This is a genomic window from Streptomyces sp. NRRL WC-3549, from assembly GCF_000721935.1.
Lineage (GTDB): Bacteria > Actinomycetota > Actinomycetes > Streptomycetales > Streptomycetaceae > Streptomyces.
In genome coordinates this window covers 37,894-52,465 of the sequence record NZ_KL585409.1, presented here as the reverse complement: position 1 = coordinate 52,465, position 14,572 = coordinate 37,894, and the positions used below count along the sequence as shown (strand labels likewise).

The 14,572-nt window shown below is 71.9% G+C and carries 13 protein-coding genes and 3 pseudogenes; 7 read left to right on the top strand and 9 right to left on the bottom strand.

The window, feature by feature from the left end; all coding sequences use genetic code 11:
• Window positions 1–242: pseudogene (locus IH13_RS0119725) on the top strand (hypothetical protein); the annotation flags it as partial.
• Between the two features lie 57 nt (window positions 243–299).
• Here the strand turns inward: IH13_RS0119725 and IH13_RS0119720 are convergent.
• Complete coding sequence (locus IH13_RS0119720; RefSeq protein ID WP_031086238.1) at window positions 300–515, bottom strand: dodecin; 216 nt, start codon at window positions 513–515, stop codon at window positions 300–302.
• Window positions 516–717: 202 nt separating this feature from the next.
• On the opposite strand from IH13_RS0119720, the gene IH13_RS0119715 reads away from it, so the two are divergent.
• Window positions 718–1,971, top strand: coding sequence for an extracellular solute-binding protein (locus tag IH13_RS0119715; RefSeq protein WP_031086236.1), 1,254 nt, complete (start codon window positions 718–720; stop codon window positions 1,969–1,971).
• A 75-nt stretch (window positions 1,972–2,046) separates the two neighbouring features.
• Here IH13_RS0119715 and egtD read toward each other — a convergent pair whose 3' ends face one another.
• The 4 genes and pseudogenes from egtD to egtA form a co-directional block, all read right to left on the bottom strand.
• The gene (gene egtD / locus IH13_RS0119710) at window positions 2,047–3,009 is read right to left on the bottom strand and encodes an L-histidine N(alpha)-methyltransferase (protein WP_031086234.1); all 963 of its coding nucleotides are present in this window, start codon (window positions 3,007–3,009) and stop codon (window positions 2,047–2,049) included.
• Window positions 3,006–3,764 (bottom strand): ergothioneine biosynthesis protein EgtC, encoded by a 759-nt coding sequence (gene egtC, locus IH13_RS0119705; RefSeq protein ID WP_031086232.1) that lies wholly within the window; start codon window positions 3,762–3,764, stop codon window positions 3,006–3,008. Before egtC ends, egtD begins: the two co-directional genes overlap by 4 nt.
• A pseudogene (gene egtB / locus IH13_RS37935) lies at window positions 3,764–5,108 on the bottom strand (ergothioneine biosynthesis protein EgtB). The gene egtC and the pseudogene egtB overlap by 1 nt, the downstream one beginning before the upstream one ends.
• Window positions 5,105–6,406 carry an ergothioneine biosynthesis glutamate--cysteine ligase EgtA gene (gene egtA, locus IH13_RS0119695; RefSeq protein ID WP_031086231.1) on the bottom strand — a complete coding sequence of 434 codons (1,302 nt, stop codon included), beginning with the start codon at window positions 6,404–6,406 and terminating at the stop codon, window positions 5,105–5,107. Before egtA ends, egtB begins: the two are co-directional and overlap by 4 nt.
• Window positions 6,407–6,553: 147 nt before the next feature.
• Between egtA and IH13_RS0119690 the strand changes: the two genes are divergently transcribed.
• Window positions 6,554–7,390 (top strand): TIGR02452 family protein, encoded by an 837-nt coding sequence (locus tag IH13_RS0119690; protein ID WP_031086228.1) that lies wholly within the window; start codon window positions 6,554–6,556, stop codon window positions 7,388–7,390.
• Here the strand turns inward: IH13_RS0119690 and IH13_RS0119685 are convergent.
• Window positions 7,375–7,839, bottom strand: coding sequence for a type II toxin-antitoxin system PemK/MazF family toxin (locus tag IH13_RS0119685; RefSeq protein ID WP_031086226.1), 465 nt, complete (start codon window positions 7,837–7,839; stop codon window positions 7,375–7,377). The two genes, IH13_RS0119690 and IH13_RS0119685, sit on opposite strands and share 16 nt — an antisense overlap.
• A gap of 229 nt (window positions 7,840–8,068) precedes the next feature.
• Here IH13_RS0119685 and IH13_RS0119680 point away from each other — a divergent pair, with 229 nt between their 5' ends.
• Complete coding sequence (locus tag IH13_RS0119680; RefSeq protein ID WP_031086224.1) at window positions 8,069–9,097, top strand: LacI family DNA-binding transcriptional regulator; 1,029 nt, start codon at window positions 8,069–8,071, stop codon at window positions 9,095–9,097.
• Between the two features lie 55 nt (window positions 9,098–9,152).
• Window positions 9,153–9,482 (top strand): hypothetical protein, encoded by a 330-nt coding sequence (locus IH13_RS37930; RefSeq protein ID WP_051835882.1) that lies wholly within the window; start codon window positions 9,153–9,155, stop codon window positions 9,480–9,482.
• Between the two features lie 112 nt (window positions 9,483–9,594).
• On the opposite strand, the gene trxA is transcribed toward IH13_RS37930, so the two are convergent.
• Entirely contained in the window at window positions 9,595–9,975 is a 381-nt protein-coding gene (gene trxA / locus IH13_RS0119670; protein WP_031086221.1) for a thioredoxin, read from the bottom strand.
• A gap of 115 nt (window positions 9,976–10,090) precedes the next feature.
• On the opposite strand from trxA, the pseudogene IH13_RS37925 reads away from it, so the two are divergent.
• Window positions 10,091–11,505 (top strand): annotated as a pseudogene (locus IH13_RS37925) (dihydrolipoyl dehydrogenase family protein).
• Window positions 11,506–11,563: 58 nt separating this feature from the next.
• Here IH13_RS37925 and IH13_RS0119660 read toward each other — a convergent pair.
• Together IH13_RS0119660 and IH13_RS0119655 are read right to left on the bottom strand one after the other, a co-directional pair.
• Window positions 11,564–12,391, bottom strand: a complete 828-nt coding sequence (locus tag IH13_RS0119660; protein WP_031086218.1) for an aldo/keto reductase — start codon at window positions 12,389–12,391, stop codon at window positions 11,564–11,566.
• 85 nt (window positions 12,392–12,476) lie between these two features.
• The gene (locus IH13_RS0119655; protein WP_031086216.1) at window positions 12,477–13,892 is read right to left on the bottom strand and encodes an NAD-dependent succinate-semialdehyde dehydrogenase; all 1,416 of its coding nucleotides are present in this window, start codon (window positions 13,890–13,892) and stop codon (window positions 12,477–12,479) included.
• A gap of 309 nt (window positions 13,893–14,201) precedes the next feature.
• Here IH13_RS0119655 and IH13_RS0119650 point away from each other — a divergent pair, with 309 nt between their 5' ends.
• Window positions 14,202–14,558, top strand: coding sequence for a hypothetical protein (locus IH13_RS0119650; RefSeq protein ID WP_031086214.1), 357 nt, complete (start codon window positions 14,202–14,204; stop codon window positions 14,556–14,558).
• Window positions 14,559–14,572 lie beyond the last annotated feature (14 nt).

Here is a 14,572-nt window from a genome sequence, read left to right as displayed (position 1 = left end):
GGCAGGGCCTGCCGAGAGGCGAGGTCCACATGCGCCGCGACGACGACCGCCGCCCGGCCCGGCACACCAAGCTGGAACTCCTGAAGCGGCTCGCCCGGCACCGGGCGGTCCGGTTTCTCGTCGACGACGACGAGCTGGTCTGTGACGCGGCCGAGCGCGCCGGTTTCACCGTCGTACGGGCCCGGTGGGCCGTCCCGTCGCCGGAGATGAGGGACGCCCAGGAACGCCAGGGGCGTACCTGAACGGTTCGCTCCGGACCTGCGCAGACGGGCATCCGGGCCGGCCACTGCACGCATCCGTCAGGTGTCGCCGTCGAGACGGAAGCCCACCTTGAGGCCCACCTGGAAGTGGGCGATCCGACCGTCCTCGATATGACCACGCACTTGCGTCATTTCGAACCAGTCGAGATTGTGCAACGTTTCGGAGGCCCTTGCGACGCCGTTGCGTATCGCCGCGTCGATGCCCTCCTCGGAGGTTCCTACGATCTCGGTGACCCGGTAGGTGTGATTGGACATCTATTGTCTCCTTTCGTCCTTCCACGGTGCCTTACTCCGCGTTGCCGCGCGAGGCTGGGGGGCCGCCGGGCCGTCGGTGGCCGGGGCTTGACCTCCTCATTGGTCCATACCAAAATCCAGCCACACACCCGTGCGAGCGCCGCCCGCAGCCCCCCACCCGGGTCCTGTGTTCCGTCGTGCCGTTTCGCAGAAGGTGACTCCAGTGAAGAACCGCATTCTGGCCGGAGCCGTCGTGCTCGTTTCCTCCCTCGCGCTGACCGGCTGCGGATATCTTCCCGGCCTGGGCGGCGACGGCCGTACGGTGAAGGTGTGGCTGATGAAGGGCAGCGTCACCCAGGACTTCCTGGACCGCTTCGCCGAGGCGTACGAGGAGGAGCACTCCTCGGTCGAACTGGAGTTCGTCATTCAGGAGTGGAGCGGCATCGGCCCCAAGATCATGGAGGTGCTGGACGGCAACGACGCGCCGGACGTGATCGAGGTCGGCAACACCCAGGTCGCCCAGTACGCGCAGAGCGGCGCCCTGCGCGACCTGACCCTGGAGTCGATGCGCGACCTCGGGGGTGAGGACTGGCTCCCCGGCCTCGCCGAGCCCGGCAGTGTCAACGGCGGCCAGTACGGGATCCCCTGGTACGCCGCCAACCGCGTCGTCATCTACAACAAGGACCTCTTCGAACAGGCGGGCATCACCGAGACGCCCAAGACCCGCAAGGAGTGGCTGGAGGTCAGCGAGAAGCTGAACACGGCCGGGCAGCAGGGCATCTATCTCGCGGGCCAGAACTGGTACGTCCTGTCCGGGTTCATCTGGGACGAGGGCGGGGAACTGGCCGACGACAGCGGCGGTGACTGGCAGGGAGCCCTGGACACACCCGCCGCGCTCAGGGGCATGGACTTCTACAAGCAGCTGCAGCAGCACGGTGACGGTCCCAAGGACGCCGACGAGGTGACGCCCCCGCAGACCGACGTGTTCGCCGAGGGGGACGTCGCCCAGATCATCACCACGCCGGGCGACGCCGCGGCCATCGAGGAGAAGAACCCGGCGCTCAAGGGCAAGCTCGGGTTCTTCCCGATCCCCGGCAAGCGCGCGGACAAGCCGGGCGCCGTCTTCACCGGCGGCTCGGACCTGATCGTCCCGGAGAAGAGCAGGCAGCGCGGCGAGGGCATCGAGGTCGTCAAGGCGCTGGCAGGGGAGGAGTGGCAGAAGGAGCTCGCCCGCACGATGAGTTACGTCCCCAACAAGCCCTCTCTCGCCCACGTCATCGACGGCCAGGAAGGCACCGCGGCGATGGCCGAAGGCGCCGCGCAGGGCCGCGCCACCCCCAACTCGCCGCACTGGGCGGCCGTCGAGGCCGTCAACCCGATCAAGCCCTACATGACCGCGGTGCTGGAGGGCGGCGACCCCGCCGACGAGGCCAGGAAGGCGTCCGAACGCATCACGGCCAAGCTCATCACGGGCTGAACCCCCGGTCGGACGGGGTACGGCACACAGTCCCCGGGCACGTGCCGTACCCCGTCCGACGGCGGTGCGCGCCGCTCAGCGGGCCGTCGAGAGGGACAGCGCGAACCGGCCGGCCGTATCCGTCCACCACCCGTCCAGCCGCAGCCCCGCCACGGCCAGCTCCCCGCGCACGCCCTCCTCACGGAACTTCGCCGAGATCTCCGTCCGCAGCTCCTCGCCCGCCTCGAACGGCACGACCAGGTCCAGCTCCCGGATCTTCACCGTGAGCGCCCGCCGGGCGCGCAGCCGCATCTCGATCCACTCGTGCTCCGCGTCCCACAGGGCGACGTGGTCGAAGTCGTCGAGCTCGAAGTCCGCCCCCAGCTCGCGGTCCACCACCGACAGCACGTTCTTGTTGAACGCGGCCGTCACCCCCCGTGCGTCGTCGTACGCCGCGACGAGCGTCGCCTCGTCCTTCACCAGGTCCGTCCCCAGCAGCAGACCGTCACCGGGCGAGAGCCGGTCCCGTACGTCCCGCAGGAACTCGGCGCGTTCGCCGGGCAGCAGATTGCCCAGGGTCCCGCCCAGGAACGCCACGAGCCGGGGCCCCGGGGTCTTTGGAAGCTCCAGGGGCTGCGTGAAGTCGGCGATCAGGGCGTGCACCGAGAGCCCCGGGCGCTCGGCCAGCAGCGCCCCGGCCGCGTGCGTCAGGGCGCTCTCGCTGACGTCGACCGGCACATACGTGTCCAGCTCCGGCAGGGCGTCCAGCAGGTACCGGGTCTTCTCCGAGGAACCCGAGCCCAGCTCCACCAGGGTGCGGGCCCCGGACGCCGCCGCGATGTCCCCGGCGCTTGCGCGCAGGATCTCGCGTTCGGCGCGGGTCGGGTAGTACTCCTCCAGGCGGGTGATCTCCTCGAACAGGTCGCTGCCGCGGGCGTCGTAGAACCACTTAGGCGGCAGCGTCTTCGGGTTCCGGGTCAAGCCGTCGAGCACGTCGGCGCGCAGCGCCGCGTCCGTCGCGTCCAGCGGCAGGGTGCGGGTCAGCAGGAAGGGACTCACGCGGGGGGCTCCTTGAGCGGGGTCAGCAGGACGTCGGTGCGGGTCGCGGCCAGCAGCGTGCGGTCGGGGACCTCGTGCCAGTACGGGGTGTCGTCGTACGGCTCCGAGGCCACCACCGTGCGCACGCCCGGCTCGTGGAGGTACCAGAGCGAGTCGCCCCACGCGGTCGCCGTGATCACCGCACCGTCGGTGAGCAGCAGATTGAGCCGGGAGCCCGGGGCCGCCGCGGCGATGTCGTACACGGTGTCCGCGAGCGCCCCGGAGGGCTCTTCGCCCTCGGCGATCCGGCGGAGCACGAGCGCCCAGACCAGTGCCGAATCGCTGCGCGCCGCCAGATCGAGCAGCCGCTCCGGAGGCAGGGTACCGGCCAGCGAGGTCAGTGAGCCGGGCCAGCCCCGCACCGCCCCGTTGTGGCTGAACAGCAGGGGGCCCGAGGCGAACGGCGCGGTGGCGGCCTCGCCGTCCGCACCCGCCCGGGTGGCGTCCCGTACGGCACCGAGCAGCGCCGTACTGCGCACCACCCGGGCCAGATCGGCGAAGGTCTCGTCGCCCCAGACGGGCCCGCCGCCGCGGCGGTAGCGGCCGGGCACGGGGTCGCCCTGCGCGTACCAGCCGACCCCGAAACCGTCCGCGTTGACCGTGCCGGACCGCTGACGCCGCGGCTCCCAGGACTGGCGTACGAGCGAGTGCGCCGGATCGGTGAGTATCTCCCCCAGGGCCACCGGCGGGCCGAGGTAGGCCACATGACGGCACATCAGGCGTCCCTCGCGGTCCTGAAACCGGAGAAGATCTGACGGCGCACCGGCAGGTCCCAGTTGCGGAACGTGCCGCGGCAGGCCACCGCGTCCACCGCGAACGACCCTCCGCGCAGCACCTTGTGTCCCGGCCCGAAGAACACCTGCGAGTACTCCGGGTAGGGGAACGCGACGAACCCCGGGTAGGGGAGGAAGTCGCTCGACGTCCACTCCCACACGTCACCGATCAACTGCCCGGCGCCCGCGGACGAGCGCCCCGCCGGGTACGCCCCGGCCGCCGCCGGACGGAGATGGCGCTGACCCAGGTTGGCGTGCTCGGTGGTCGGGTCGGCATCACCCCAGGGGTAGCGGAGCGAACGGTCCGACGCGGGGTCGTGCCGGGCCGCCTTCTCCCACTCCGCCTCGGTCGGCAGCCGCCTGCCCGCCCATCGGGCGTACGCGTCCGCCTCGTACCAGCTCACGTGCAGCACCGGCTCGTCCGGAGGCACCGGTTCGGTTCACCCCGAACCGCCTGCGCAGCCACTGCCCCGCGTCCTCGCGCCAGAACAGGGGGGCGGAGAGTCCGTGCGCGCGGACCATCGCCCAGCCCTCGGGCGCCCACCACCGCTCCTCGCCGTACCCCCCGTCCTCGATGAAACGCCGGTAGGCGCCGCAGGTCACCGGGGCGGTGTCGATGAAGAACGCGTCCACCTCCCGCCGGTGCGCGGGCCGTTCGTTGTCCAGCGCCCACGGCTCGGTGGAGGTCCCCATGGTGAACGGTCCGCCCTCGACCAGGACCTCGGCCGGGAGACCTGCCGCGTCGGTCGGCCGGGGCGGCTCCGGTGCGTCGAGCACCGCGGGCCCCGAGCGCAGCTGGTGGGTGATCAGCATCGTCTCGTCGTGCTGCTGCTCGTGCTGGGCGATCATGCCGAAGGCGAAACCGGCACGCACGAGCGGGCGGCTCCCGCCGTGCAGCGGCGTGCCCTCCAGGACGTCCAGGGCCCTGCCGCGTACGTCGGCGGCGTAGATCCGCGCCTCGGCGGGGGGCAGCAGCGGCAGCGAGGGCCGGCTGGCCCGGGGGTGTTCGAACGCGTCGTACAGTCCGTCGATCTCCGGCCGCATCGCCTCCAGCCCTCCCACGGCGCGCAGCAGCCACTGCTCCTCCTGGTTCCCGATGTGCGCCAGGTCCCAGACCAGCGGCGACATCAGAGGGGAGTGCTGGGCGGTGAGGTCGTGGTCGTCGACGCTGTCGGTCAGCAGCGCCGTGCGGGTGCGCGCGGTGGCGAGCGCGGTGCGGGCGTGTACGCGCAGGATCTCCGCGTCGACGTCCTCACCGAGGGGAGGAACGGCTGCCTGATCGGTCATCGGGCCGGGCCCCTTCCGTGCCGGACCCGGGGCGGGTCGGTGAGGTCGTCGGCGGGGCAACGGCCACGCGCCACGTACCGGTCGGTGAAGGCGGCGACCGCATCCTGCACCCGGCTGCTCGCACCGAGCCGGGGCAGCGCGTGCGAGGCGGCGGCGAAGCACACCGCGGCGGCGGCGGCCAGTTCGGGGTCGGCGAGCCCGTCCCGGGCGGCAGTCGCCCAGAGCGGGTTGCGGGGCGCGGGAGACGGGCCCGCCGTCTCGGCCAGAGGTTTCACGGTGCGGTACACGGTTTCGGCCGCCTCCGGGTCGTCGAAGAGAGCAGTGGTGACGGCCAGCGGCACCAGCCAGCCGTCGGGGCCCGACTGGGCGTCGATCATGCGCAGTTCCAGGTGGCCGCGCGGGCGCACCGGCGGGAACAGCGTCGTCAGGTGGTAGTCGAGATCGGCACCCACCGCGGGTCTGGGCCCGCCGCCCCGGATCCAGTCCCGGAACGTCAGCCCCTCGGGAACGGCCCAGGGCGAGCCGTCGTCGCTGCGGACGCACATCACGGGCGCGTCCAGCACATGGCCGGCCCACGCGTCCCGGGGGGAGAGGGAGGCCGGAGGAGCCAGGGACCTGGCCGGGTCGAGGTCGGTCCACAGCGCCTGCCGGGTGGAACGCAGGCCGGTGCGGACACCCTGCCGTAACGGTGAGTTGGCGAAGGCCGCCACGAGTACCGCACCGAGCAGGTGTCCGAGCTGCCACCGCCGGCCGTACCCCAGCGGACCCGGCTCCTCCTCGCCGGCGTCCACACAGACCTGGACGGAGGCCGAGGTGCACATCATGGCGCGGCCGGAGCCGCCCGAACGGTCGAGTACCGCCTCCATGGCGGCGTAACGAGGCTCCTGGAGCAGCCGTCGGGGCGGATGCCACGGGTCGACACCGAGTCCGACCGGTTCGAGCCCGGACCGGGCGAGGACGGTGCGCACGGCGGCCAGGTCCGCCGACATGGCGTCGACGCACGCCGTCAGGGAGCCGGCGGGCCGGGAACTGAGCTCCAGCTGTCCGCCCGGCTCGAACGTCAGAGCCGAGTCCAGCGGGGTGGCGCGCACGGCGTCGGCGGCGGCGGTCAGGCGCTCGGGGGAGACCGCGACCTCCGGACGCTCGCGGTCATGGATGAGCCATTCGAGTTCCACACCGACGGTCCGCGGCGGCCCCGTCTTGAAACATATGCCGCGCAGCCGGTCCTGTGCCTCGCCCTCGCCGAGGGGCTCGGCCTCAACGGCCGGACCGTGCGCGCCGGGAGTGTCCAGGGGCATTCTGGGGGCTCCTCTCGGGTGCGTCCTCACCACCCAAACTCGATACCGGAGTTCGCGCAAGGGTGCCCCCGGACGACGGAAAACCGGTTGCGTTCCTGCCGTCGGGGCGGCCAGCATCCCCCGTATGCACCACACGGGGGAGCGCCGATGAGCGCACGGATGTGCGCCATCGCGCGCGAGACGGAGGCCGTTGTCGAGGCGGGGTGCTACCGCACACCCGCAGGGCGCGAGGTGACGATCGAGCGCGCGCTGGCCACCGCGCTCTCCGGGACCCGGCTGTACGGCCCCGAGCCGGTACCCGTCGCCGTCCTGGACACCGACCGCGTCCCCGGGTTCGAGGTGACCGGCGAGAGCAGTCTGCGGGCGGCCCGGCGGATGACCGCCGCCTCACCCGGCAAGGTGGCCGTGCTGAACTTCGCCTCCGCCCGCAACCCCGGCGGCGGCTACCTCAACGGAGCGCAGGCCCAGGAGGAATCCCTGTGCCGCGGGTCCGCGCTGTACGCCACCCTGCTGCGCGCCCCCGGGTACTACGCCCACCACCGCGCCGAACGCAGTGCGCTCTACAGCGACCGGGTCATCCACTCGCCCGGGGTGCCGGTCTTCCGCGACGACAAGGGCCGTCTCCTGGACACGCCGTACACCGCCGGGTTCCTGACCTCGCCCGCCCCCAACGCGGGGGTCGTCCACCGTCAGGAGCCGCAGCGGGCCCACCTCGTCCCCGCCGCACTCGCGAGCCGGGCCGAACGGGTGCTCGAAGTCGCGGCGGTCAGCGGCTACCGCCGACTGGTGCTCGGAGCCTGGGGGTGCGGGGTCTTCCGGAACGACCCGGCCGAGGTGGCCGGGGCGTTCCACGCACCGCTGACGCACGGGGGACGGTTCGCGGGCCACTTCGAGCAGATCGTCTTCGCCGTCCTGGAGCGCGGCCCCCACACCCCCTTCCGGGACGCCTTCGCCCGGGTGTTCGCCGCTCAGCTCCAGCCGTAGCGCTCCCGCAGCCGCCCCACGACCAGGTCGAACCTGCCCCGGTCCAGGGCACAGGCCTCGCGCCGCATCCCGTCCTCGTGCACCCGCAGCACCCGGTCCAGGTCCACCCACGACGGCCGCCCCGAGCTGTCCCACGGCCCGGCCCCGAGCGACACCCACTCGTGGTCCCCGTCGTGCTGCCTGCTCGACAGCTGCACCGCCAGGACCGTGCCGGCCGCCTCCCGTGCCACGACCAGCACCGGGCGGTCCTTGCCCCGCCCGTCGTTCTCCTCGAACGGCACCCAGGTCCACACGATCTCCCCGGGGTCGGGGTCGCCGTCGCGGTCGGGCGCGTACGACGTGCGTACGGGGCCTACGTCGAGCGGATCGGCCTCGGTGGTGGCACCCCGGCCGGTCCGGCCGGGGAAGTCGGTGGTGCTGTCGCTGCTGTGGTCCTGGTGAAACGTCATCGCAATACCGTATGGCCAGCCGGAAACGGCCTGGGGAGCGGGGCCGGTGACGCCCCGCCGGCCCCGGGAGGGGAGGGCCGGACCGCGGGCTCCCCGCGATTCGGGAGGACCGGACCGCGGGCTCCCCGCGACGAACCATCGACCTCTACTTCAGCGTGAGGGACAGGGTCCGGCAGCGGTGCCCCGGCTCGGAGGACCGCTCACCGGGTCTGGAAGACTGCCCGACGCCATGAGCCAGTTACCCGAGCAGTCCTCCCGTACCTCCGTCCCGACCAGTGCCGACGTGGCGCGGGCCGCCGGGGTGTCCCGGGCCACCGTGTCCTACGTACTGAACGACAACACCAGCGTGCGGATCAGCGACGCCACCCGCCGCCGGGTCAGGGAGGCCGCGTCCGGTCTCGGTTACGTCCCGCACGCGGCGGCCCGCAGTCTGCGGGCCGGGCACAGCAGAATGGTGCTGCTGCCCGCCGCGCACCTGCCGGCCGCCCCTCTCCAGCAGCGCTTCTTCACGGACCTGCAGTCGGATCTGCGGCGGCTGGACTACACCGTCGTGCAGTACGGAAGTGACGGACTGGAGGCAGACGAGGCGGTGAGGGCCTGGGCCGAACTCCGCCCCGTCGCCGTCGTGGCGCCCAGCGGCGTCCGGCTCACCCCCCGGGGCATAGCCCTGCTGACACGGTCCGGCGCCAAGGCGGTGATCACCCTCGGCCCGCAGCCGGTGGAGGGCGCCCACGCCCTGGTCCTGGACCAGCGGCAGGTCGGCGGCAGCGCCGTATGCCATCTCCTCGCCCGTGGCCGCCGCCGGATCGGGGTGGTCATGCCCCGGGAGGCCGGTCTCGCACCCTTCTCCGAGCCGCGCCTGGCGGGAGCCCTCGACGCGGCCGAGGCGTCCGCCACGGGCGCCCGTGTCCGGCCGCTGCCCCTGCGGTACGACGAGGCCTCGGCCGGGGAACTCGCCGCCCGTTGGCGGACGCTGGGGCTGGACTCCGTTTTTGCCTACGACGACGAGTACGCGATGCTGCTGATGAGGGCCCTGCAGGACGCGGGCGTCGAGGTGCCCGCCGAGGCGGCGGTCGTCGGAGCCGGGGACCTGATGCTCGGCAGGCTGCTCAGGCCGCGGCTCAGCAGCGTCAGGATGGAGCTGGCCACCGCACAGCCGCCGGCCGAGATGATCGACCGTCTGGTGACGAACCACTGCGGTGCACCGGAGCGCCACGACCTGCTGCGGGCCACGACCGTGGCGCGTGAGTCCAGCTGACGGGGGATCGTGTCACGACGTGCGCGGCCGACGACGGATGTCTAGCGTCGGCACCATGAGCCATCCGCAGAGCTACGAGATCCTGCTGGTCCCGGAACACAGGCAGAGCGACTCCCGGGCCGCCGAGCCCGGCACGGCCCTGCGCTCGGCGGTCGTCGCGGCCACCGGCGAGACGGGGGCTTCGGGGTACCCCCATTACACGGGCGAGGGCGTGGAGGCGGACATCGATCCGGCCACGCACACCGTGGAAGCGCTCCTGGTGGACGGCGCGGAGCTGGACTACGGCCTCACGGTCCGCATCGCGGAGCACACCGGGGGCACACGGGAGGAGAACGGCGCCGCGCGGGAGGGGAAGGACGGGGGAGCCGCCGGGCGGACGGCCTGACGCCCCACCAGCCCACCCGGCGGGCCGGACGCCCCTGCGCGCCCCCGCCGAGCACGCGCGAGGGGCCGGGCCCCGAGGGCCCGGCCCCTGCCGCCGTACGGGTCCAGGGACCTTACGGCTTCTCCTGCTGAGCCTGCTGCTGCTCCTCGACGGACTTGCGCACCTCGTCCATGTCCAGCTTCCGCGCCTGCCCGATGACGTCCTCGAGCGCCGCCTCCGGAAGCGCCCCCGGCTGCGAGAAGACCGCCACGTTGTCGCGGACGATCATCAGCGTGGGAATGGAACGGATCTCGAAAGCGGCCGCGAGCTCCTGCTGCGCCTCCGTGTCGACCTTGGCGAAGACCAGGTCGGGGTGGCGCTCGGACGCCGAATCGTAGACCGGCGCGAACTGCCGACACGGACCGCACCAGGAAGCCCAGAAGTCGATCAGCAGGAAGTCGTTGTCGGTCACGACCTGATCGAAGTTTTCCTTGGTGAGCTCTACGGTGCTCATACGCTGATACCTCTTCCTGGGTCCGTTCGGACCTGTCCCGCACAACCGCGACGTCGCTTGCGCTATTCCGCCTGCCCATGTGGCCGCGGCGCACACCCACGATCACACTGGCCCCATGACTGACGCAACGGAGAAGACCGCATACGACGTCGTGGTGATCGGTGCGGGGCCCGTCGGTGAGAACGTGGCGGACCGCACCAGGGCAGCCGGGCTCAGCACGGCGGTGGTGGAGTCCGAACTCGTCGGCGGCGAGTGTTCGTACTGGGCCTGCATGCCCAGCAAGGCCCTGTTGAGGCCGGTCGTGTCCCGTGCCGACGCCCGCAAGGTCCCGGGCCTCAGCGGTGCGGTGCGGGGACCGCTGGACGCGGACGCCGTCCTCGCGTTCCGCGACGAGGAGACCTCCCACTGGAAGGACGACGGACAGGTCTCCTGGCTGGACGGGATCGGCGCGGCCGTCCACCGCGGCAAGGGACGGCTGACCGGTCCCAAGGAGGTCACCGTCACCGGCCCCGACGGCCAGGAGACCCGCCTCACCGCCCGGCACGCCGTCGCCGTGTGCACCGGCAGCAGGGCCGTCGTCCCCTCCTTGCCCGGCGTCGACACCGTACGGCCGTGGACCAGCCGCGAGGCGACCAGCGCCAAGGAGGTGCCCGGCCGGCTCGTCGTCGTCGGCGGGGGAGTGGTCGGCGTGGAGATGGCCACCGCGTGGCAGGGGCTCGGCGCCCAGGTGACGATGCTGGTCCGCGGCGAGCGGCTGCTGCCCAAGATGGAACCGTTCGCCGGGCAACTGGTCGGTGAGGCGCTGACCGAGGCCGGCGCCCGGGTCCTCACCGGGGTGTCGGCGGCCTCGGTGAGCCGGGCCGGGCACGACGGCCCCGTCACCGTGGAACTGGACAACGGCGACACCGTCGAGGCCGACGAGATCCTGTTCGCCACCGGCCGCGCCCCGCGCACCGACGACCTGGGCCTCGACACCGTGGGCCTCAGGCCCGGTTCGTGGCTGGACGTCGACGACAGCTGCCGGGTGGAGGGCAGCGACTGGCTGTACGCCGTCGGCGACGTCAACCACCGGGCGCTCCTGACCCACCAGGGCAAGTACCAGGCACGTATCGCGGGAGACGTGATCGCCGCCCGCGCACAGGGAGCCCCGCCGGAGACGGCACCGTGGGGCGCGCACGCCGCCACCGCCGACCACGCGGCCGTCCCGCAGGTCGTCTTCACCGACCCGGAGGCCGCCTCGGTCGGCCTGACCCTGGCCGAGGCGGAGGCTACGACCTGGCCTCCGTCGCCGGATCCGGACTGTACGCCCAGGGCTACAAGGGCCGGGCGCGGATGGTGGTGGACCTGGACCGCGAAGTCCTGCTCGGTGTCACGTTCGTGGGGCCGGGGATCGGCGAACTCCTGCACTCCGCGACGATCGCGGTCGCCGGGGAGGTCCCCGTCGAGCGGCTCTGGCACGCCGTCCCGTCGTACCCGACGATCAGCGAGGTCTGGCTGCGGCTGCTGGAGACGTACCGCGGCCGGAGCTAGTGCTCCGACCACGACGGTCCGCGGCCGCTTCGCGGCCCGGCCCCGGCCTGCCGATCGCTCAGCCGTTGAACCGGTCGGGGTCGAACCCGGTCCGCTCGTCCCGGTTCAGCGCGGAGATCTCCCCCATGTCGCCTTCGGTGAGTTCGAAGTCGAACAGGTCGAAGTTCTCCAGGATGCGCTTGCGGGTCACCGACTTGGGGAAGACGATGTCCCCGCGTTGCAGATGCCAGCGCAGGGTGACCTGCGCCGTCGACTTGCCGACCCGCTCGGTGATCCTCCCGATCACCGGGTCCCCGAGGACCTTGCCCTGCGCGATGGGCGACCAGGCCTCGGTGGCGATTCCGTGCTCGGCCCCGAAGGACCGGACGGCGTCCTGGGTGAGGTAGGGGTGCACCTCGATCTGGTTGACGGAAGGCACCACCACGCTGCCCTCCAGGAGCCGGCGCAGATGGTGCGGCTGGAAGTTGGACACCCCGATGGCCTTGACCCGCCCGGAACGGTAGATCTCCTCCAGGGCCTTCCAGGTCTCCACGAAGTCCCCCCTGTCCGGCAGGGGCCAGTGGATGAGGAAGAGGTCCAGGTAGTCCAGGTCCAGCTGCTCCATGCTCCGGTCGAACGCCTTGAGGGCGGCGTCGTGCGCATGGGCGCCGTTGTCGAGCTTGGTGGTCACGAAGACATCGGCGCGATCGAGGCCGGAGTCCCGGACCGCTTGGCCGACCTCCTTCTCGTTGCCGTACATCTGCGCCGTGTCGATGTGGCGGTAACCGGCCTCCAGCGCGGCCAGGGTCGTCTCGCGCGTCTGCTCCGGCGGGATCTGGAAGGTTCCGAACCCGAGCTGGGGGATCTGCACGCCGTTGTTGAGGGTCACGTCCGGTACTGCGGGCACGGTGGCTCCTTACGGGTGTGGGTACGTGGGGTGTGGGGCGCCTCGGCGGGGCCGGCCGCCCGGGCGTCGCTTCCTGCCAAGTCGCTCAGCCCGCGATGCCGTGCAGCTCCGCGTCGGGGGGCAGGACGCGCACGAGCTTGCGGTTGACGAATTCCTGCATGCCGAGCTTGGCGAGCTCACGCCCGTAGCCGGAGCGCTTGATCCCGCCGAACGGCAGGTCGGCCTGGGTCGAGGTCGGGTGGTTGATCCAGATCATGCCCGTCTCCACCCGCTCCGCCACCCGGCGGGCGCGCTCCACGTCCGAGCAGAAGACGGAGCCGCCCAGACCGTACTGACTGTCGTTGGCCAGGGCGACCGCCTCGTCCTCGTCCGCCACCCGGTAGACCACCGCGGCCGGTCCGAAGAGCTCCTCGGCGTAGGCGCGCATTCCGGGCTCGACGCCGGTGAGGACGGTCGGTTCGACGAAGGCGCCCGGGCGGTCGATCCGGTGGCCCCCGACGACGAGTTCGGCCCCTTGGTCGACCGTCTCGCGGATCTGATCGGCCAGGTCCGCCGCCGCCTGCTCCGAGGAGAGGGGACCCAGCGTGGTCGCCTCGTCCGCCGGGTCGCCCGGTGTCAGCGCCTCGAACGCGCGGCGCATGCCGGCCACGAAGTCGTCGTAGACGTCCTCCAGCACGATGAACCGTTTGGACGCCACGCAGCTCTGGCCGGTGTTCGACATACGGCCGGCCACCGCGGCGCCGACCGTGCGCTCCATCCCTTCGCCGTCCAGGACGATGAAGACGTCGCTGCCGCCGAGTTCCAGCAGGCTCGGCTTCATGTTGCGCCCGGCCCGTTCGGCGACCTGGGCGCCCGCACGTTCGCTGCCGGTCAGCGAGGCGCCCCGCACCACCGGACTGTCGATGATGCGCGAGACCTCGTCATGGCTCACGAACAGGTTGGTGTACACACCCCGGGGCGCTCCCGCGTCGCGGAAGAGCGTCTCCAGGGCGAGAGCCGACTGCGGACAGATCCCGGCGTGCTTGACCAGGACGGTGTTGCCCAGCACGAGGTTCGGCCCCGCGAAGCGCACCACCTGGTAGTACGGGAAGTTCCACGGCATGACACCGAGCAGGACACCGAGCGGCTCGTTGACGAGGTAGGCCTCGCCCTCCTCGACGTCGAGGGGTTCGTCTGCGGCGAAGCCGGGGCCGTGCTCGGCGTAGTACGAGAGGATCGACGCCGCGAGATCCACCTCACCGCGGGCTTCGGAGATCAGCTTGCCCATCTCCTGGGTGAGGAGCTGGGCCAGTGGCTCCTTGCGCTCCCTCATCAGTCCGGCCGCGCGGCCGATCACCGCGGCGCGTTCCCCGATCGGTTGTTTCCGCCATGTGTCGAACGCCTGACCTGCGGTTTCGAGGGCGGAATCGACTTCTGCGCCTTCGATTTCCGGGAACTCGGCGAGGGTCTCCCCGGTGTACGGGCTGACGGTGGCGAACGAACTCTTGCGCTGATCCGACATGGAATCTCCAGTACGGGGGTCGGGCATGGCGGAATGGTGCGTTCCGCCCTCAGTGCGTGGTACCCGGCGCGAAGATCAGAAAACAGTACGAGTGCTGATAAATGGCCCTTTTCGATTCAGGCGTGTGATCCTCCGGGCGGGGCGTTCCGTTCCTGCCCGCTGCCTCGTCCTCGCTCCTGCCCCGCCTGGCCGTCTGCAGGCCGCTCGTCCGCGCACCGCTCACGCCAGGCGCTTTCGTTCCGGGTTCACGGGGCATACGGACGGTTCCGGCCGAAGTGACGACAGCCCGGAGCGCGGAAGGTGAAGGACATGGACACGGTGTGGATCTGGCGAGGCCCGGCGGCGGAGCGGTTCAAGGACGTCATCGGTTACGGCGTCGAGGCGGTGGACGGGAATCTCGGCACCGTCGTCAGGCTGTCGCAGACCCCGGGCTACGACCACCTGGTCGTCGATGCGGGCGTATGGAAGTTCGGGCGGAGCGTGGTCGTCCCGGCGGGGCTGGTGACCGCCGTCGACGCGAGCGGCCGGACCGTGAAGGTCGGGTGCACCAGGGACCAGATCAAGGCGGCACCGCGCTTCGAACGTGACCACGACACGAACGACCTCTTCTACCTGAGGAGGCTGGGGGCGTACTACGCGTCCCTCACGGCGGCGCCTGCGGAGTAGGGGGCGACGACAGG

Excerpts from the sequence above, each read along its gene's own strand:
- IH13_RS0119655 (WP_031086216.1), bottom strand. The coding sequence starts at position 13,892 with ATGTCGGATCAGCGCAAGAGTTCGTTCGCCACCGTCAGCCCGTACACC.
- IH13_RS0119680 (WP_031086224.1), top strand. The coding sequence starts at position 8,069 with ATGAGCCAGTTACCCGAGCAGTCCTCCCGTACCTCCGTCCCGACCAGT.
- egtA (WP_031086231.1), bottom strand. The coding sequence starts at position 6,406 with ATGCCCCTGGACACTCCCGGCGCGCACGGTCCGGCCGTTGAGGCCGAG.
- IH13_RS37930 (WP_051835882.1), top strand. The coding sequence starts at position 9,153 with ATGAGCCATCCGCAGAGCTACGAGATCCTGCTGGTCCCGGAACACAGG.
- IH13_RS0119650 (WP_031086214.1), top strand. The coding sequence starts at position 14,202 with ATGGACACGGTGTGGATCTGGCGAGGCCCGGCGGCGGAGCGGTTCAAG.
- egtC (WP_031086232.1), bottom strand. The coding sequence starts at position 3,764 with ATGTGCCGTCATGTGGCCTACCTCGGCCCGCCGGTGGCCCTGGGGGAG.
- trxA (WP_031086221.1), bottom strand. The coding sequence starts at position 9,975 with ATGAGCACCGTAGAGCTCACCAAGGAAAACTTCGATCAGGTCGTGACC.
- IH13_RS0119685 (WP_031086226.1), bottom strand. The coding sequence starts at position 7,839 with ATGACGTTTCACCAGGACCACAGCAGCGACAGCACCACCGACTTCCCC.
- IH13_RS0119720 (WP_031086238.1), bottom strand. The coding sequence starts at position 515 with ATGTCCAATCACACCTACCGGGTCACCGAGATCGTAGGAACCTCCGAG.
- IH13_RS0119690 (WP_031086228.1), top strand. The coding sequence starts at position 6,554 with ATGAGCGCACGGATGTGCGCCATCGCGCGCGAGACGGAGGCCGTTGTC.